The 18,559-nt window shown below is 64.1% G+C and carries 17 protein-coding genes; 9 read left to right on the forward strand and 8 right to left on the reverse strand.

Features of this window, described 5'->3' with window-relative positions; translation table 11 throughout:
* The first annotated feature begins 65 nt into the window (after positions 1 to 65).
* Positions 66 to 680, forward strand: a complete 615-nt coding sequence (locus tag IT779_RS04385; protein ID WP_196147892.1) for a TetR/AcrR family transcriptional regulator — start codon at positions 66 to 68, stop codon at positions 678 to 680.
* A 183-nt stretch (positions 681 to 863) separates the two neighbouring features.
* Here the strand turns inward: IT779_RS04385 and IT779_RS04390 are convergent, their stop codons facing one another.
* Complete coding sequence (locus IT779_RS04390; protein WP_196147893.1) at positions 864 to 1,490, reverse strand: TetR/AcrR family transcriptional regulator; 627 nt, start codon at positions 1,488 to 1,490, stop codon at positions 864 to 866.
* Positions 1,491 to 1,532: 42 nt separating this feature from the next.
* Here IT779_RS04390 and IT779_RS04395 point away from each other — a divergent pair, with 42 nt between their 5' ends.
* From IT779_RS04395 to IT779_RS04410, 4 genes are all read left to right on the forward strand, one after another.
* Entirely contained in the window at positions 1,533 to 2,378 is an 846-nt protein-coding gene (locus IT779_RS04395) for an SDR family NAD(P)-dependent oxidoreductase (protein WP_196147894.1), read from the forward strand.
* Positions 2,379 to 2,663: 285 nt separating this feature from the next.
* A complete protein-coding gene (locus IT779_RS04400; protein ID WP_196147895.1) occupies positions 2,664 to 2,990 on the forward strand; it encodes a DUF732 domain-containing protein in 327 nt (108 codons plus the stop codon).
* Positions 2,991 to 3,071: 81 nt separating this feature from the next.
* Complete coding sequence (locus IT779_RS04405; protein ID WP_196147896.1) at positions 3,072 to 5,465, forward strand: CHAT domain-containing protein; 2,394 nt, start codon at positions 3,072 to 3,074, stop codon at positions 5,463 to 5,465.
* 11 nt (positions 5,466 to 5,476) lie between these two features.
* Positions 5,477 to 6,247 carry a hypothetical protein gene (locus IT779_RS04410; RefSeq protein ID WP_196147897.1) on the forward strand — a complete coding sequence of 257 codons (771 nt, stop codon included), beginning with the start codon at positions 5,477 to 5,479 and terminating at the stop codon, positions 6,245 to 6,247.
* Between the two features lie 356 nt (positions 6,248 to 6,603).
* Here IT779_RS04410 and IT779_RS04415 read toward each other — a convergent pair whose 3' ends face one another.
* A complete protein-coding gene (locus IT779_RS04415) occupies positions 6,604 to 7,401 on the reverse strand; it encodes a DUF4386 family protein (RefSeq protein WP_196147898.1) in 798 nt (265 codons plus the stop codon).
* Between IT779_RS04415 and IT779_RS04420 the strand changes: the two genes are divergently transcribed.
* From IT779_RS04420 to IT779_RS04430, 3 genes are all read left to right on the forward strand, one after another.
* On the forward strand, positions 7,381 to 7,902 hold the full coding sequence (locus tag IT779_RS04420; protein WP_196147899.1) for a TetR-like C-terminal domain-containing protein: 522 nt from the start codon (positions 7,381 to 7,383) through the stop codon (positions 7,900 to 7,902). The two genes, IT779_RS04415 and IT779_RS04420, sit on opposite strands and share 21 nt — an antisense overlap.
* A gap of 296 nt (positions 7,903 to 8,198) precedes the next feature.
* On the forward strand, positions 8,199 to 9,656 hold the full coding sequence (locus tag IT779_RS04425) for an FAD-binding protein (protein WP_196147900.1): 1,458 nt from the start codon (positions 8,199 to 8,201) through the stop codon (positions 9,654 to 9,656).
* A 553-nt stretch (positions 9,657 to 10,209) separates the two neighbouring features.
* Positions 10,210 to 11,295 carry a fatty acid desaturase family protein gene (locus tag IT779_RS04430; RefSeq protein WP_196147901.1) on the forward strand — a complete coding sequence of 362 codons (1,086 nt, stop codon included), beginning with the start codon at positions 10,210 to 10,212 and terminating at the stop codon, positions 11,293 to 11,295.
* A 334-nt stretch (positions 11,296 to 11,629) separates the two neighbouring features.
* Here the strand turns inward: IT779_RS04430 and IT779_RS04435 are convergent, their stop codons facing one another.
* Positions 11,630 to 12,712, reverse strand: a complete 1,083-nt coding sequence (locus tag IT779_RS04435; protein WP_196147902.1) for an aldo/keto reductase — start codon at positions 12,710 to 12,712, stop codon at positions 11,630 to 11,632.
* A gap of 154 nt (positions 12,713 to 12,866) precedes the next feature.
* Between IT779_RS04435 and IT779_RS04440 the strand changes: the two genes are divergently transcribed.
* On the forward strand, positions 12,867 to 13,784 hold the full coding sequence (locus IT779_RS04440; protein ID WP_196147903.1) for an AraC family transcriptional regulator: 918 nt from the start codon (positions 12,867 to 12,869) through the stop codon (positions 13,782 to 13,784).
* Between the two features lie 278 nt (positions 13,785 to 14,062).
* Here IT779_RS04440 and IT779_RS04445 read toward each other — a convergent pair whose 3' ends face one another.
* From IT779_RS04445 to IT779_RS04465, 5 genes are all read right to left on the reverse strand, one after another.
* Positions 14,063 to 14,446: a type II toxin-antitoxin system VapC family toxin gene (locus IT779_RS04445; protein WP_196147904.1), complete on the reverse strand. Its 384-nt coding sequence runs from the start codon at positions 14,444 to 14,446 to the stop codon at positions 14,063 to 14,065.
* Positions 14,433 to 14,678 (reverse strand): type II toxin-antitoxin system Phd/YefM family antitoxin, encoded by a 246-nt coding sequence (locus IT779_RS04450; RefSeq protein WP_196147905.1) that lies wholly within the window; start codon positions 14,676 to 14,678, stop codon positions 14,433 to 14,435. The genes IT779_RS04445 and IT779_RS04450 overlap by 14 nt, the downstream gene beginning before the upstream one ends.
* A gap of 184 nt (positions 14,679 to 14,862) precedes the next feature.
* The gene (locus IT779_RS04455) at positions 14,863 to 15,051 is read right to left on the reverse strand and encodes a hypothetical protein (protein WP_196147906.1); all 189 of its coding nucleotides are present in this window, start codon (positions 15,049 to 15,051) and stop codon (positions 14,863 to 14,865) included.
* 4 nt (positions 15,052 to 15,055) lie between these two features.
* Positions 15,056 to 15,790: an AfsR/SARP family transcriptional regulator gene (locus IT779_RS04460; RefSeq protein WP_196147907.1), complete on the reverse strand. Its 735-nt coding sequence runs from the start codon at positions 15,788 to 15,790 to the stop codon at positions 15,056 to 15,058.
* Positions 15,791 to 15,942: 152 nt separating this feature from the next.
* Positions 15,943 to 18,495: an eCIS core domain-containing protein gene (locus IT779_RS04465; protein ID WP_196147908.1), complete on the reverse strand. Its 2,553-nt coding sequence runs from the start codon at positions 18,493 to 18,495 to the stop codon at positions 15,943 to 15,945.
* Positions 18,496 to 18,559: the final 64 nt, after the last annotated feature.

Consider the following 18,559-nt stretch of genomic DNA (forward strand, 5'->3'; position numbering starts at 1 on the left):
CACTACTAAGCGACAAGAGTGGCACACATGAGTGTCACGCGAGTGTCGATTGCTAGGATCGGCGCATGCCTGCGACCACCCCACAACTGTCGGAGGCGAAGCGGCAGGCGGCGATCGACCACGTGCTCACGGCCGCGCGGCAATACGTCTGCGCGAACGGCATCGATGTCACCATGGACCAGCTCGCGGAGGCGGCCGGGGTCAGCCGCCGCACCCTGTTCCGCATGTTCGGCACCCGGGAGCGGCTCGTCGCCACCGCCTACCAGATCGAGGTGGAGCGCTACCTGCACGCCCTACCGGCGTTCGACGGCGACACCGACGCCTGGTTGCGGGCCACCTGCGATACCGCGCACCGGATGCACACCTCCGTCGGCCCCGGCCATTTCGATCTCGTCGCCCGCTCCGACCTGCCGCCGGAACTCGCCGCGCTCCGGCGTGCCACCAGACTGGCCTGGCAGAGCCGGATCGCCGACATCACCGCCACACTCTGGCGCGCGCACGGACACGACAGCCCCGCCCCGGACGTCCTACTCGCCACCGTCGGCGCCCACCTGAACGCCCACTTCACCGAAGCCGTCTTCACCGCGGTGAACCGCGACTGGCATACCGCGAGCGCCCTGGCCTACACCGCCATCCTCAGCACGATGCACTTGCTCGCCGCAGGTGGGAATCCCATCTAGCGCGTCCTCAGCCAAGCCATTCGAGAGCGCACCGCCACATCAGGCATCGCCGCAGGCACACAGCCGGCAGCATTTCGGCGGCCGATCCTGCCGAGGCGTCAGCGTGCCAGAATCTCCGCCCACAGCACTGCTACCAGCACAAACGCGCCCACAACCCCCAAGAACCACACCGACTGGCGCAAGTCAGGTTCGATGGTCGCCGTCACGTAGGGCGTCGGTGACGGCTCGGATCAGCAATGCGCGCATGGTGTCCCAGCTCAAGCCGAGTTCGGCGGGCTCGCCGATGGCCATCGATTCGACCGCGCGTTCGATGAGCATCACCAGCAGCACGTCGGCCTCAGGCGGCCGGGTCGTGCCCGGGCTGATCTGTTCGCGCAGCCGCGCCAGGATAGCGACCTGGCGGCGCTGGAGTTCGCGGTAGGCCCGTGTGGCGTTCTCGTCGACGAGGCGGTAGCCGGCCAGTGCGTCGCGTAGTCCGTGCCAGCGGGCGTGCAGATCGGCGCTGATGTCGATGATGCGTTCGGCTCGCTCCCCGGCGCTGCCGGGTGCGAGGATCGCCGCGCCGAGCGCCTCCCACTCGGCGACCACCCACGCTTCGTAGGCGGCCAGCAGCGCGGCGCCCTTGTGCGGGAAGTGACGGTAGAACGTGCCGGTGGCGTATCCGGCGGCGGCCACGATGCGCCGCACGTCGGTGCCCGCATAGCCGTGGGTGTTGAACATCTCGGCCGCGGCGCGCACCAGGCGTTCGCGGGTGTCGTCGGGGTGTCCTCGACGTGGCCTGTCCACCGGCTGCTGCGACATAATGAACATTCTGTCATTATGGAAGCCGTTGGGGCGACGACAGGAGCGAAAATGCGGATCACACCGGGCGACACAGCCCTGATCACCGGGGCCTCCCGCGGCATCGGCCGCCATATCGCGGCAGCGTTGGCGGGGCGCGGGGTGAATGTCGTCCTGGCCGCTCGGACCGCCGAACGGTTGAACGAGGTGGCCACCGAGATCCGGTCACACTCGAACGTCGAGGTGACCACATTGCCGGTGGATTTGAACGATCGTGAGCAGACCCGCGAGTTGATCGCCAGGGCGGAAGCCGCTTCAGGGCCGGTCGATCTGCTGGTCAACAACGCGGGCGTGGAAGCCACCCACCGGTTCGAACAGCGCGACTTCGACGACATCGCGGCTTTCACCGACGTCAACCTGCTGGCCCCGATGCTGCTGACCCGCGCGGTACTGCCCGGCATGATCGAACGCGGCCGAGGCCATATCGTGAACATGGCCTCGATCGCCGGATTGCTGCCCTCCGCGTACGAAGAGCCCTACAACGCGACGAAGTTCGGACTGATCGGCTTCACCCGGTCGCTGCGACTGACCGCGCGGGACCGCGGATGGAATGTCAGCGCCTCCGCGGTCTGCCCCGGCTTCACCGAAGGCGCGGGAATGTTCGAGGACATGCGCGCCGAATTCGGCATCCGTGCTCCCGCCATCATGGGTTCGCTCCCCGTGGACCAGGTCACCGACGCCGTCCTGCGCGCTGTCGAACGCGACCTCCCCGAAACCGTGGTGATGCGCGGCGCCCCCCGACTGGCCGTGGCCACCGCGGCCGCCGCACCGCGGGTGTTCGAACGCATCGCGCGCCGCCTCGACCTCGCTGCGCCCTTCCGCCTCATGGCCGACAAACGCAGCGCCGCACAAACCTGAAGACCACACCCTGCAGGCCGGCCAGTTCTGCAGAATGCCTCAGGTATCCGAGCCCTCCGTGAAAGCGGGGGAAGCTCAACCGCGAGGCCAAGACTCGCAGCGTCCCCCGATGACGTGCCACCGAATCTCTCAATGGCCGCAGGCGCCCTACCACCTGCACCGACTTCGATACAAGTCGTCCGTTCGACCGACAGATATGCGACCGGCTAAGTCATACACTGGCCTGGGCGGTTCGCGCCCTATCCGAGCCAGGGGCCTGCTCCGCCTGTGCTTGAAAGGTCTGTCATGAGATTCGGAATCAAAGCACCTATCATCGTCGCTATCGGCTGCGCCCTCACCTCCCTGTTCAACATCGGCGTCGCCCACGCCGATGCCGCTTCGTATATAAAGGCGCTGGTAAAGGCTGGAATTATCGAAGCCGACTCCACGGACAGGCTGAAGTCGACTACGGTAGAGGTCGGGCGAGTCCACTGCGAATCACTGGCAGCAGGCTATCCGGTGAACACGGTCGTTCAGATACAGGCCGAATACAACACCCTACCCGAAGCGAGGGCATGGGTGTACATCTCCGCCAGAGAATTGTGCCCGCAGTACCTGCGCCTTTTCCAGTAGCCGATTCCCGCCGGATCGATCGAATCGGAGAGTCGAAAGATCCGATTCCTACGCCGCATTCGCAGATGAAGGAACCCGGCATTGGAGAAGCGCGAGAGGCTTCGCGAAATGTTGAGCGAAGCAACCGAACTCTACGACGCAGGGCTTTACGACGACGCCGTAGCAGCGTTCGGAGGCTTGGCCGGCGCATTCGATGAGGATCGCGGATCCATAGAATACGCGCACTGGTGCTCAAATTACGGAGCGGCGCTCGCGGAAACTGGCAAATTCAAAGCGGCAGAGCTTCTGACCAAAGAATCCATAACTCGCTGCAAATTACTCGAAGACGATCGCGGCGTTGCCGTCGGCTATTTCAATCTGGGAAATATTTTCCGCTACATGAACTATCTGATTCCGATGAGCGACGCCTACGAGGCTGCGATCGAATACTTTCGCAAGGTCGACGATCGCGAGGGTGAGACTATAACGCGGTTGACGCGCGCTTCGATTCTGCCCGATTCCCTGCGCGCGGATGAGCTCTCCAACGCCGCAGAGCCCGGGCGAGAGTCACCGGGGATTCATTGGTCGCTGTTGTTTCAACGAGCAATGCTCGCTCTGTCCGGCGGCGACGCCGACGGCGCACTCGAACTGCTCGAACAAGCCCGAAATTACGCGAAAATCATGCAGGACATCACATATTTAAGGGAGACCGAAAACAAGATACTGTCGGTAAAAATGGCCGCGGGTTACACCGTGAAGTCGACTGAAATCGATCATGCAGTCGATGGTTTGCAGGTCGAGAATCCAGATCGCAGGCTGCGATCGTTGTACGAGTTCGCACTCCATCTGCGCGACCGTCGGGACAATGCGCAGGCAGCTACGCTCTTCGAGTCATGTCTAGACCTGATCGATGCAACCAGATCACAGCTGGAGTATTTCGAAAGATTTCACTACATGGAGGCCGTGGCCGATATATCTCATGCCTATAGCGTTATGCTGATCGGAGAAAACCGATTCGAGAAGGCTCTAGAAGTATCGGAGCGAGGCCAAGGCCGCGCTCTGCTGGATCTCATGTTTCGACATCAAATCCGCCGCCATGGCGGGCGCAAAGTGGGCATATCCGGCGGACGGGTGTTCTTACGCAACGTGACCACCGAAGCAATACGATCCTATTGCCAGGATTCAGATCTACATATATTGAAGATTCTTGCGCACCGAAATGGCGTCGTCGCCTGGTTCGTGGAACCAGACGGCGCCATCGACGGCTGGGACGCGGGCGCCGGACAAGAAGCAATCAGCGAATTGATATCTATTCTGCACTGGAACGGCAACGAGCAGATCGGTCACGAAGCTACCGCAGAAACCGCGGCGACTCCACTCGAACCGCCACCCCCCGAATTTCTAGCCGCCGCGGCTGCCAAATTGTATACAGCACTCCTCCCCGAACGAGTGCGATCGAAACTAGATACAAAATCCGGGCGATTGCTGATAATCCCCCATGGTGGGTACTTCAATATTCCGTGGTCGTTGCTCGGAGCGCCGGACGGTCCGCTGGGTGAACGGTGGGATATCGGTGTGAGTGCTTCGATTTCCGTTGCCCTTCAACTCGACCGCAGGCGCGATGTCATTCCATGGCGGGGACTGGACGGGTATGCGATACCCGCTGTCGCGTTCGGAGGCATTCCGGAGCAACGAATCAGCGTACCGCTGATTCGCAACGCGGAAAACAGCGCTACAGCCGCGATAGGCGAAATCCCTCTACAGTTCCAGGAACTACCTGCGACTGTAGAGGAAGCCGATCTCGTCGCCCGAGCAACCGGCGGCACTCTCATCATCGGGAGGGCCGCGACCCCCGACGCATTTCTCGCTGCACTACACCAGGCCGGCGTGGTCCACCTGGCAAGCCACGGGTACGCACATCCACTAGGTGAATCATTCACAGTCCTGGCTCCGAGTCCGACCACCGGCGAATCCGTCTTCTATCCAACCGATCTCGTGTTCACCGACAAGATCGTCAACTCGGAACTGGTTGTTCTGGCCGGTTGCGAGACCGGCATAGGCTTGCCTCATCCCGACAGCTATGTCGCCATGCCGAATGGGTTCTTGGTCGCCGGAGTTCGATGTGTGCTGATCAGCCTCTGGCCGGTACGCGACCACGTCGCCGCCGCATGGTTCGAGTCGTTCTACCGTCACCTCGGTGATGGCAGATCACCGGCCAGCGCACTCCGGGCAACGAACGATGAGCTCGCGGGTGTGCTGGATCCCTGGGACTACGGCGCGTACGAGTTGGTCGGAAGTCCGTTCTTCCCCATGGCAACAGGCGACTCGGCCGAGCCGTGCGACGGTCCCGCATTCTGCGGCGGGGACGTGGTGGTGAGCGACGCCCGGAACAATACCGATCTGGATCTGTCGCTGTATAGGAACGAAATACAGAAATATAATGAATGGTGGCTCATCGGTAAATTCGGCAAGCTCGAGCGTATGAAACACAGATAGGTTGAAGAAATATGCCAGACGCGCTCGTCGCGACACTGAACAGGGCCGGTTATCAGCCAATTTTCTTGGCGCAAACAGGACTGACTCCCCCGGAGCTGTACAATCTAGCGAGCAAGAATCGGAAGCCCCGCCTTGTGCGGCGCGGCCCACTAACCCACTACCTTCCACATCGGCAATTCACGCCCATACGCAGCGCGCTCCCAGATATCTCCAATCAGCGGAGCACCGGAAAGACTATTTCCGGCTCGGCAGAGTTCCTGTCACGCTGCCTGACCTGTATCGGATTCGCAAGTCCTCCGACCCTGGACATGCGATTCGCCAACAACGGGAGAATCGCCTTTTCGTTGGGTGGCGTCTTCAGCCTCCGCATCGATCCGGCCGACATCGATCACGCTTTGACCGATCTCGATCTCGGCGCCATTCCGGAAGACTATGTCACCCGAGGCTTTCTGCACATTGCCTACGAATACGCATTCGCTACCAGTTTGATAATGCAAACCGACGGTCAGCGCGAGTTCGATATGCACGCCGCTTCGGACCTTCCCGAGCTCGCCACGCTGAACGGACGGTTCTCGATGAACCGATTGAGCCACAACAGGATCAGTTTCGAAGCCAACTCCGATACCGATCTGCCCGCGTTCGCATACAGAGCCGGTAGGCTGACTCGTGATACGAGGTGGCGCTTCTACCCACAAGAGACCTACCGGTCGGAGCTGGAAATGCCACCGCAACCGTATGTGCTGCGTCGCGGCGTAGTCCTGGACGCGGAGACTTCCGCGTGAGCTGTCGCGGTACCTGGCAACAGAATTCAGCGTGACGTGACGGAAGGCCCCGGAAATTTGTAGCAGCAAGTGCAAACAGGACAGGCCCCACCTGAATCTTTCGCTGGACCTGCGGCCTGGCGAGACGCCTGCGGGCCACACGAGCCGCACCCACCCCGTCGCGCACGGCCGCAGCGGCGCCGCCGCGAATTTTCGCAGGAGACGGGGTGGGAAGCCATTCCGGATCGTGAACGAGGACGACCTTCCCGCCCCACCCGCGCGAGCGTGAATTGCGCAGCGCACCGGCAGTTTCGGGGTTCTGGTTCACCGAGACGCGTTGCGAGTGGTCCGACGCGGTCGCCGCCATGCACGGCGCGCTACAAGGTCTGCGGTCGGCTGCGAGGTCCAACCTTGTCGCCGGGATCGGAGTCCGGCGATGACATCGGAACGGACCGAGGCGAACCCGCGGGAGAGGGTGAAATATTGCCGTCGGTGCGGTCTCGCATCATCGCGACTCCGACGGCGAACAGCCAGATCGTGATGGCGGTGCTGGACAGCGACACCGAGGCTTCGGCATCCACCCCGGCGAGTTCGATCGCGGGTGCGGCAAGGGCCACCAGGGTCAGCGCGCCGGTGATGCGCGCCCACCGGGGGAGTCCGGGACCCGCGATGGTCGCGCCGAGCCACACGGCGGCGAAGATGCTCACCCCGAGCGTCTCGCCGATGGCGCCCGCGAAATCGTCGAGGGTCTCGAACTGGACGGCGAGTGCTTCACGTGTGGCCTCGGAGGTGCTGTGCTGCCATCGTTCGGCGAGCGGGAATGCGGCCGACAGCCACCGCGTGATGCCGATGCCTCGGGCCAGAGCGGACACCGCGGCAGCGCCTATCGCGATCCCGAGCGCGCAGGTGAGGTTGGCGGACGTTTCGCGGCGCCACATCGAAATGCTCACGGCGACAGGGAAGAACGCGACGCTGTAGGTGAGATAGGCGAGATAGCCCAAGCGGGTGGCGGATTCATGGTCCAGTAGGCGCGGCAGAGCGACCTCGGCCGGGTCGCCGAGGGATCCCGGCCAGCCGATGGCGGCGCCGAGGACGAGCAGCGGAACGAAGACGAGCAGGCTCACGACGATCGTGAGCAGACCTCGGGTACGTCGGTGGGTGGGAACAGCGGACATCGCGGCATCTCCTGCGGGATCGGCCTCGAGGACCTGCTCACCGCGTTGATCACCGCGAGCTTCCACGCGCTCGCCGAAACGGTCGGTCGGGCATTCGACGACAGCGACGGCCGCGAGCCCGTCGATCGGCTCCTCGCCTGCGCGCGTGCGTACAGGGCGTGGGCGGTAGCCAACCCCCGTCGATTCAACCTGATCTGGACCGACCAGGTACTCGGCTACGCCGCACCGCCGGGCGGCCCGACCGTCACCGCCGAGCGTGCGGTATATCGTCCGTTCCTGCTCGCGATCGGACAAGCGCAGGGCAAAGGCGATCGACTGGTCGACTTCGCGGCCCTGCCCACGGAGGACCGGCACCGGCTACTCGGACTGTTCGCCACCATGCACGGTCTGGTGTCCCTCGAGATCAACAGCCATCTCGCACCGGGATCGATCGACGGCGAGGCACTACTCATCGACCAGATGACCCACGCCTCGAGACACCTTCTCTCCCCACAGGACTGAGCTCGCGCACGTCGACCGACCCGCCGGCGCACTGACCACCCCCATCCACACCACGGTTGGACGAAACACTGACCGACCTTCACGGCAACGGCCCCTCGGGAGCCGCGCGACCACTCGCCGATACTGGCTGTTTGTCGACACTAATACTATTGTGGCACTACATGATTGATCCCTTCTGCGTATAGTCGTGGACGCGACCGAGATGTTGCGGTGATCCGACCGAAACAGGTTTCGTTCCCGCCAGGTCACCTGGGAAACGGCGAACGCGACACCCGCGCAGTGCGAAAGGATCGAATATGACGTGGCATCCGTGGAGGCAGGCGTTCCTCATGGCAGGGGCGCCCGTGGTCGGCTTCGACCCGTCCACGCGCACGTGGGTCACCGACGCCGCCGAGTCCCAGGGGATGGTCGGCCTGCCGGAGCTGAAGGGCAGGGTGCTGACCGATCCCGGCTCGCTCGGCCAGGCGGCCGACGACTTCGGGCACCTGATCCATCGGACCCCGGGAGCCGTGTTGGAGCCCGGCGCCGCGTCGGACATCATGCTGATGATGGCCTACTGCCGGAGAAACGGTGTGCAGGTGGCCGCGCGCGGCCAGGGACACGCCACCTTCGGTCAGGGCCAGGTCGCGGGCGGTCTGATCATCGACATGACCCCGCTCGACAGGGTCGAGGTGCGCGAGGACACGGCTGTCGTGGAAGCGGGCGCGCTCTGGAGCAGCGTGGCGAAAGCGACTCTGGCCCAAGGCCTTACCCCTGCGGTCTTCACCGACTACCTGGAACTCTCGGTCGGCGGCACGCTGTCGGTGGGCGGTTTCGGCGGCCAGACCCACCACCACGGAGCCCAGGTGGACAGCGTCGTGGAACTGGAGGTCGTCACTGGGGACGCCGCCATGCGGAGATGTTCGCCGGAGCTGCGCCCCGACCTCTTCCACGCGGTACTGGCCGGAAGAGGACAGTGCGCCGTCATCACCAAGGCCACCGTGCGCCTGCTGCCCGCCCCCGCGACCGTCCGCCACTACCTGCTCTTCTACCCGAGCGTCGCCGCGCTCACCGCCGACCAGCGGCTCGTGGTCGGCGACGGCCGCTTCGCCTACGTGGAGGGAGAACTCGGACTGCCGACCGACTCCACCGGCTGGAGCCACCAACTCGAAGCGGTCGCCTACTTCGACGGCACGACCCCGCCCGACGACACCAGGCTCCTCGACGGTCTCAGCGACCAGCCCGGCGACCGGCAGATCCGAGACATGTCCTACTTCGACTTCCTCAACCGGATCGCCTCCGGCGTAACCTATCTGAAGTCCACGGGCGAGTGGTACCGCCCGCACCCCTGGTGGAACATGTTCCTGCCCGCGAGCCGCACCGACGCCTTCGTGGAGGCCACCATCGAGGACCTGACCGAGACCACGGTCGGCGCCAGCGGCGTGGTCCTGCTCTATCCCTTCCCACGCGCCCGCGTGCGCCTGCCCTTGCTGCGCCTGCCCGACGAGGAAACGATCTTCCTCTTCACACTACTCAGAACCGCCTCACCCGGAGCCGAGAACCCGCAGGACATGGTGGAGGCCAACCGTTCCCTCTACCTACGCGCCCGGGCCGTCGGGGGTTACCAGTACCCGGTCGGCGCCATACCCACCACGCCCGAAGAGTGGCAAACCCACTACGGCCCCGCATGGACCGCCTTCGAAGCGGCCCGTGAACGCTACGACCCCGATCAAATCCTCACCCCGGGCCAGGGCATCTTCCCTCCGGAACCGTGAAATCCGCAGCCGGATAACCCTTTGTCAGCTCGGGTGGGTCGCCGAACCGCATCTCGCCGAAGCCGCGACAGCCTGCGCGAGCTCGCCAACTCGAATCTCCTGCAACGGAAGCCAACCGGCGAAGATCAGCCGCCAAACGGTTCCGTCGTCCTGGCCGACGATCGGCACAGGACGATCAGCGACATCGCCGATGCCGCCCGTCACGGTCCGAACGAACGTCGTCCACGATTGCACGCGCTCCCGAGTGCGTCGGCGAGATCGATAGTTACCCATCGACCTTCGTGCTCGCTGACGTCCGGTTCGCGACATGAGCGGACGTCAGGTCCATCGGCCCGGACGTGTTGGCCGACACCTGGTCGGCCGCGTCGATCCGCGGTAGGCAGCCGATATAGCACCGCAGTCGGATTCCATCTCGTACCAGAGGATTACGGGTAACGAGAATTCGGCCGATAGCTTCGGGGTATCGAAATCGGCGCCCCGCTCCGACGTCGACCGACCGGGCATCGTCCATGGACGGAAGCGGGCGTCTCCGACTCAGCTCTCAGGAAGATCTATGACGACACCTGCTTTGGTACCCGAGCCATCTCCACGGTCACCGCGGCGCGGCGCCGACGGTGATTACGCCCGTCTGTTGCGCAGGATCTCCGACGCGGGGCTGATGAACCGGCGTCACGTCTACTACGCCGTCCGGTTCGGCCTCGTCGGGGTCGCGTTCGCGGCCTGCTGGGCGGCATTCGTCCTCATCGGCGATTCGTGGTGGACGCTACTGGTCGCGGGATTCATGGCCGTGACGTTCGCTCAAATCGCCCTCGTCATGCACGATGTCGCGCACCGCCAAGTCCTGCGGCTACGGCAGCCGACAGAGCTCGTGGGACGACTCGTCGGCAACGCGGGCATCGGCCTCGGCTACGGCTGGTGGCAGGACAAGCACACCCGGCATCACGCCAATCCGAACCACGAGGAACTCGACCCCGATGTCGCGCCCGACATTCTGGTGTGGTCACAACGGCAGGCACGATCCAGCCGCGGTCCGACACGTCTCATCGGGAGGGCGCAGGCGTACCTGTTCTTCCCCTTCCTGTTGCTGGAGGGCCTGAACCTCCATGTGGCCGGAGTACGTGCGCTCAGAAACCGATCGGTCGAACACCGCGGATTGGAGGGCACACTGCTGTTCACCCACTTCGCCACCTATCTCGCTGCATTGTTCGCAGTTCTGCCCGCCGACAAGGCCTTCGCGTTCCTCGCTGTCCACCAGGGCCTCTTCGGCCTCTACATGGGCTGCATCTTCGCCCCGAACCACAAGGGCATGCCGACCTCGACCGGCGAGCAACGCTCCGACTATCTCCGTCGCCAGGTGATCACCTCCCGCAACGTGCGAGGTGGCGCGTTGACCGACCTCGCCCTCGGTGGGCTCAACTATCAGATCGAGCACCATCTGTTCCCGAGCATGCCGACGCCGAACCTGCGTCACGCCCAAGTGATCGTCCGCGACTACTGCGCCGAAATCGGAGTTTCCTACCATGAGACCGGGCTGATCTCCGCTTACCTCGAGGCGCTGAGACACCTACACCAGGTCGGCGCTCCACTGCGCACTCCCGATCGACACTTCGATGCCGAAGCGCCACAACGCAATCGTTGAACACAAGCCGGACATCAAACGATGCCCCGGACACACCGAGGGCAGGCGGCAGCGGCGGTATCGGGCGTCCGGCAATCTGCATGCGTGAATATGCTGTGACGCAAATGATCCCGTAAGCCCATTACGGGATTGAAGCAAATACACAGACCGCGCGGCATGGAATCCATTTCGCCGCTACCTCACGCTCAATCGTCTCGAAGATGCCAATACCGGTCTTCTGCTGCCGCTCGGGCAGCCGATCCCACGGCGCAACGTATCCGGCTTCGGATCTGGGATACGGGCGTAGATTTGCCCGATCGGCCCGGACGATGCCGCGCGTCCAGGGGTTCGGCGATCAGTAACGAACGACCCCGGCCAGTAGTGGCGGATACACGGTGGACGGTTCGCCGTCGACGGTGGTTCCGGCGAACTGGAGCATCGCGCGCTGCGTGCCGTGCATCGGGGCGGGGTAGTTCAACGTCGGTGCGGACACCTTGTCGAGTCGTTGTATCTGGTCCGGGCTCAGCGTCACGTCCAGCCCGGCGAGGTTGGCCCGCAACTGCTCGACCCGCCGAGCGCCGACGATGGGTACGATCTCACCCTCCCTCGCGCGTAGCCATGCCAGCGCTACCGCGGCCGAACCGGCGCCGAGTTCGTCGGCGATCGCCGCGACCGCGTCGATGACGACATAGTCGCCCTCGCTCGGACTACCGACGAACGCGGTGCGCGCGGAATCGGCGACCTCGGCGCCGCGCCGGTACTTGCCGGACAGGAACCCATTCTTCAGCGGGCTCCACGGCACCAGAGCCAGGCCCTGATCGAGGGCGAACGGCGCGAGTTCGCCCTCGACGGTACGGGCCAGCAGCGAGTACTCGACCTGTAGAGCTACGAGCGGAGTCCAGCCACGCAACACGGCCATCGTCTGGGCCTGCGCAGTCACCCAGGCGGGCGTGTTGGAGAAACCGATGTAGCGGATCTTGCCTGCCCGGACCAGGTCGTCCAGGGTGCGCATGGTTTCCTCGATCGGGGTGTTGCGGTCCCAGTTGTGCAGCCAGTACAGGTCAAGGTAGTCGGTGCGCAGCCTGCGCAGGGTCTCGTCGAGCTGAGTCACGATCGAGGAGCGCCCGGCGCCGCCACCGTTCGGGTCGCCGGGAAACATGTTCGCGAAGAACTTCGACGCCAGCACGACGTGTCCGCGGCTACCGGGCTGCGCGGCGAAAAAGTCGCCGAGGATTTTCTCGGAATGGCCGTTGGTGTAGAAGTTGGCGGTGTCGATGAAGTTCCCGCCCAGGTCGAGGTAGCTCGCGAGGATCTTTTCGGCCTCCTCGACGCTGCATCCAGCGCCGCCGGGGTCCTCGCCGAAGGTCATCGCGCCGAGTGCGAACGGGCTGACCCGCAGCCCGGATCGGCCGAGGGTGACGTAGTGGTCGAGAGGCATGAACGGCTCCTGTGTGCGGCTGTGTCGGTCACATTCATCGAAACGCACGCCCGCGCGTCGGCGGTAGATCGATACCCGCTGATTCTTGCCTGATCCTGCCGCATAGTCCTGAATCGGACTTGCCGCCGACAGTCCGGGATGCTTCAGTGAAGCCGTGTTCCCAGCCACCGGACCACTGGACGAGATCCGCCGTCTCATCGCTGCCAACGCCCGCGACGATCTGCGCACGCCGATCGAAGGTCTGCTGCTGTCCAGCGTGGCGAGTACGGCACCGGACCATTCCTTGACCGAGCCCCTGCTGGTCGTCATGGCGCAGGGCGGCAAGCGACTGCTGCTCGGCGACGAGGTGTTCGAATACCATGCCGGGCAGTTCCTGGTCGTCACCACGTGCCTGCCGGTCACCGGCCACTTCGTGAAGGCCACCGATCAGGCGCCGTCACTGGCTCTCGGTATCACCCTGCACCCGGCGAAGATCGCACAACTGCTGCTGGAGAGCCCGATTACCCGATGGTCCCGCACGACGGCGGTCGCGCCCGCGATCGCGACCGGCACCGCGGATCCCGAACTGCTCGATGCCGCCGTCCGACTGCTGCGCCTGCTCGACCACCCGACCGACGCACCGGTGCTCGCACCACTGATCGAACGCGAGATTCTCTGGCGCCTGCTCACCGGTCCGCACGGCGGCACGATCCGCCAGATCGGCCTCGCCGACAGCGGCCTGTCCCACATCGACCGGTCCATACGGTGGATCCGCGACAACTACACCCAGCCGATGCGCATCGCCGATCTGGCCGCATCGGCCGGGATGAGCGAGTCGGCGTTCCACCGGCACTTCCGCGCCGTTACGACCATGAGCCCGTTGCAGTTCCAGAAACGGATCCGCCTACAGCAAGCACGGTCGCTGCTGATCAGTCGCCCCAGCGACATCGCAGGCATCGGCCACACAGTCGGCTACGACAGCCCGACCCAGTTCAACCGGGAGTATCGACGCTTGTTCGGCGTCCCACCCGGCCGGGACGCGGCGCGACTGCGCCACGAACCCGCCTCCCCCAGCTTGCGCACCCTGCCCTGAACCGATGTCCAGCAGCCCGACTCCACCGCGGCAGCAGCAGCTCGGTCGGCCCTCGCCGCGGGTGAGCCGAAGTAGCTCCTGCCGGTCTTGATCTGCGGCGCGACCGGAGACTCTCCGAGCCGCGATGCCGCACAGCACGGGTTGCCGACCGCTGGGGTGCACGAACCAAAGCTGGAGCGGCAACTCCATCCGTTCCGTCCAGGTCGCTCGAACCCGGACGGCGTCCCGCGTTGGTTTCGACCGAAAGCTGTTGCCGCACCTACATTTTTGTAGGGCGCTCAGCGTGTGGAATCGGTAATGAAGTCCCGACCCAGCCCGAGCAGGACACTGTCGGCTGTCAGCAGCGACAGCCGCTCGCAATACGCCTGCGATGTGATCAACCGATCGAACGGATCATGCCGCACCAACTCCGGGAACTCACGCAGACCCTCCCCATGCTGACCGGTCACGTCGAGAATCCCCAACCCTTGATCCCCCAACGCGTCGGTAAGGTTCGCCGGGACCGTCAACGTGCCCAGCATCGATTTGATGGTCAACTCCCAGATCGTCGCCGCGGATACGTATACCTCCGATGCGGACGTGATGGCCTTGCGCGCCGACGAACCCAGCCGGGGATTGCCGTCCACGAGCCACAGCACCGTCCGACTGTCAAGCAGAAGCATCCGTGTCATCCCCGTAGAACATTCGTTGAATATCGGGATCGATATCGAATGCACTGTCGTCGTACCGTACCTGCCCCCGCAGCCCGCCGATCGTCACGGGAGCGGCCCGGTGCGGAACCAGATCGGCGATCGGCTTTCCCGCCTTCGAGATCACGATGCGCTCCCCCCTGGAGACACGCTCGAGCAATCTGGATAGATGTGTCTTGGCCTCATGGATATTCACTGCTGTCATTCCATCATTGCACCAAAGTTAGTCTAGTCTAGTCTAGTCTTTAGGATGAGAACCGCCCTCTCTCCACCACCACCTTTCCCATCGGGCTCACAGCACCGCAATGCGTTCGGGGGCGACCGTGACACGCACCCTGACATGCAGGGATAACGGGCGGGATGGCTGCTTGCATGGATAGGTGACGCACTCAGGTGGCGGCGAGCTCGTTGAGCCAATCGTGCAGGATCCGGCAGCCTGCGGCGGCATCGATCGCCGAGCCGAGGAATCGGTCCGAGCCGCCGGGATCGACCTCGAGAAATTCGATCAATAGGCGTGTGGTCGAGTCGTTGCGGACCTCGACACGAATTACTGCTGCGTGGTGGCGGAGGCCTTTCATCGTGTCAGGATCGCCTGGGAGTGCCTCGGAAGCGTCCGTGCTTCGTCACCGCGACGTCACCGCCGAGGCGGTCGATCAGTTGACGCAGGTCGGCTGAGGGAGGGACGCCGAATTCGTCGGCGAGCCTTTCGTGATACGAGCGGTATTCTCGTAGTGCCGCAGCGATATTGCCTTGTGCGATATGGATATCGATCACGATTCGGCGCGCGGTTTCTCGAAGCGGTTCGGTGCCGACGGCAGCGCTAGCGGTGAACAGCGCCTCGTGATGGCGCTGCTGGTGCAGCAGTTCTATCGCCGCCCGCTCGAGCGCCTGCAGTCGTACCAAACGGTATCTCTCGCGGTCCGCGACTATCCATTCCTCGTCCCAATCGGGTAGCACTTCGGAGGTCGCGACCAACAGGGAGAGCTCGGCCGGAACCGGATCGCACGGGCCGTGAATGAGCTTGTGCGCCAACACTGTCAGCTCGCCCAGATCGATGCTTACCGTGGGGTCGAGGCGCAGCCGATCGTCGTGTGCGCCGATCAAATCGACACCGAGAGAGTGCAGCCGCCAGAGCGCACTGCGCAGGCTTTTCGCGGCTCGTTCGGGGGGAGTGTCGGGCCATAGCGTTCCCGCCAGCCGGGATCGCGCGACCGCTCGGTCGGCGAGTGCGAGATAGGCGACGACCCGTTCGGCCATCCGCGGAATCATGCGCTCGCGTCCGGCGATGATCAGTGCGAACTCCCCCGTCAGATTCAATCGGATCCGCCCTGCCGACTGCGTGTCAATTTTCGTTGTCAACGCCACGGTTCCCACCCATCTCCATTTGCGCCGGAGAGCTTTCAGTATCGATGATATGACCTGGACAACGAAACCTTGTGAGTAGTCGACTACCCGAACATCCGGTCGTACTATTCCGGCTCCGTTGCGTTACCGACGCCCGCGGTCTCGGAGGAGACAGTCTTCAGCCCCGTGATGTCTTCGACCGCACACTCGTAGAACTTCGTCTTGAACTCGTGCCAGGGGTTCTTCTGGTAGGTGACGTCGAGAACCTCTGCCCGGCCTCTGGAGGGCAAAACCTCGACTACATCGGGACGCTTGTCACCCACGACCGGCGGACTCTTACTCGACGGCTTCCCGAAGAAGAAGTTCCACATTTCGGTGACCAGCTGCGGGTTCTGGCTCAGACGTTTGAAATCGATCGGAAGCCCGCGGTATTCGGTGGTTCGCTGGAATTCCCGATTGCCGACACCTTTCAGCACAATCTCGAGGGGGGCAAAACTCTGTCGCAGACCTTCTCGTTCGCGCGCGTAGTCGTAGGCAGATTTTTCGAGGAGGTTCCGCTGTGCCTTGCTCGAGTTCTTCTGTCCGATGGCACTGTTGTACTCGTTCGCTATTCTCCGCAGTCGGTTCTGGCGCTGACCGGGTCCGATCGGCTCGTGGAGCAGCAGGTCACCGATCTCGCGGGTGGCCTGTTTCCGCACATCGGCGATGTACTTGATGGTCTCGCGCTCGTTCGCTTTCGGGTCGAGCCGTTTCCGGCTCGGAGGGTATTTCTTCGCTTCTGTCGCCGCCCGGCGTTCCGCACGCTCGGGCGCAGGCTTGGTCCATAACTTGCGTTGTTCCGGTGTGGGCGGGTTGACTTCTTTGCCGGGAGCGGAAGCTCGGGTGGCTTCTGGAGCGTTGGCGGCCCTCGGTAGTACGTTCGCCTGTTCGTGTGCTTGCTGCGACGTCCGGGACTGCTCATCCGCTTGAATCCGAGCCTGTCGCTTCCGTGCCGCTTCGGCCCAACTGATGCTGTTGTCGTTCGCCGCCCGGGGGATGTCGTTGTCGTTGGCGGCTCGGGGTCTTGCCGCCGATGTCGGCCCGGTAGGCGGCGCCTCGTGGGGTTGGCCCTTCTCGGCGGTCGATCCCGGGCCTGAGGCCCCGCTGATGACAGCATGTTGAGCGGCGCCGATCAGGACGGCTTTCAGCAGTTCGCCGCGGGTGAATTCCTCGGCGAGAAGCTCCAGCACATGTTCGTAGGTGACAGGGGCTTTGTCGGCCCGCAGGCGGCCGAACAATCCCATCGCCACATGCTGCAACCCAGCGAACCCGCCGTGTATCAGCGATTCGACGGCAAGGCGGATCGCGGGACGTGTATACGCACCGCGTGCGACCACCCACACCTTCGCCCCCGCAGCCTCGGCGAGCCTGCCACCGAACTTGAGCAACAGCATTTGCAGCAGCGTCTCGAGACCGATTCCCGCCCAATCGATCTTGTCTCTGAGGCCTGCGTCGACCTCCGACTTCTGGCCGACGACCTCCATGGCAGCACCGGCAACGACGAAGTCCGCGTTCAGGGCCATCGCGGCCCCGCGGCTGAGTCCCTGGCCGAGTCCGGGCAGCATGATCGTCACGGCGAAGAGAGCGGTGTCGACCGCGCTGATCAGCATCCTGGTGTCGGTCGCCTCGCTGATCCGCAACAGCTGTTCGGCCTTTATCCAGACCAGCCGTTCGTTGTCGTCGTACAGCCGCACGCCGACCGTCTCATCGGGCGCGAGCCGAATGCCCCCGGTGAAGGTCGACAGCGGAAGCGTCTTGACCTCCCGTCGAAACATCGGATCGCCGTACACCGCGTTGAGTGGTTGGCTCACGAGGATTTGGCCGTGGTCCCGGCGTGCGGTGATCGGTGCGACGCTGATACGCCATAAGCCTTTCGGCATCCGCAGCGGAAAAATCTTCCGACCGGTCTTGTTGTCCGACCCGCTGGATCCGGCTCCCCCGCCTGCACCGCTACCGGCGGCATTCTTGGTCTGTTCTTTTGCCCGGATCGCTCGGTAGGTCTGTTCGGTGGCCTGCGCGACCGGTGAGTCCTTGCCGACGTCTTCGGCTCCGAGCGCACCGGCATGCAGCCAATAGAGCAGATCGGGATCCTTCAATGTCTGGATGTAAACGCGCAGTTCGTAGGGACTCAACCGATTCGCCAGGCGAGCCGCCGTCTGCCATTCCTTGCGGTCGGCGGCATCGAACGCTTGTTGCAGGACGGAGTCGCTGTGTGACCTGTCGGCATCGCCGCCGGCAGTCTCCGGCGACGGCGCGCGGTGCAGGGTGGTGTTCTGACCACTTGTGCGATGTTGCGTCACATGAGCGAGTTCATGGGCGAGCAGCCGATCACCGGCCCGGGTACCGGGCGCGAACTGTCCGCTGCCGAAGACGATGTGCGCGCCGACGGTGAACGCGGTCGCGCCGATCATGCGGGCCGCGGCGGCGCCGATGGGATCGGCATGGATGGTCACGTCACTGAAATCGTGTGCGGCCCTGCCGATATCGCTGGATGGCTGCCGTTGGATCGCGGCGTCGGCGATCGAGTCGGCCTCCCGCTCGCTCGGATCGCCGGGCCCGCTGATCCGCTCGTGCCGCGTGACAGGCGCGGTCGGCGAGATCGGGTGGGTCGGCGCCGCGGTGTCGAAGGCATGTTCCATGCCGGAGCGTACGTGCGGCGGCAATGCGAACCCCGGTCCGGCGAGGGCGTCACGGACGGTCCCG

It is taken from the genome of Nocardia bovistercoris (assembly GCF_015674855.1).
GTDB lineage: Bacteria > Actinomycetota > Actinomycetes > Mycobacteriales > Mycobacteriaceae > Nocardia > Nocardia bovistercoris.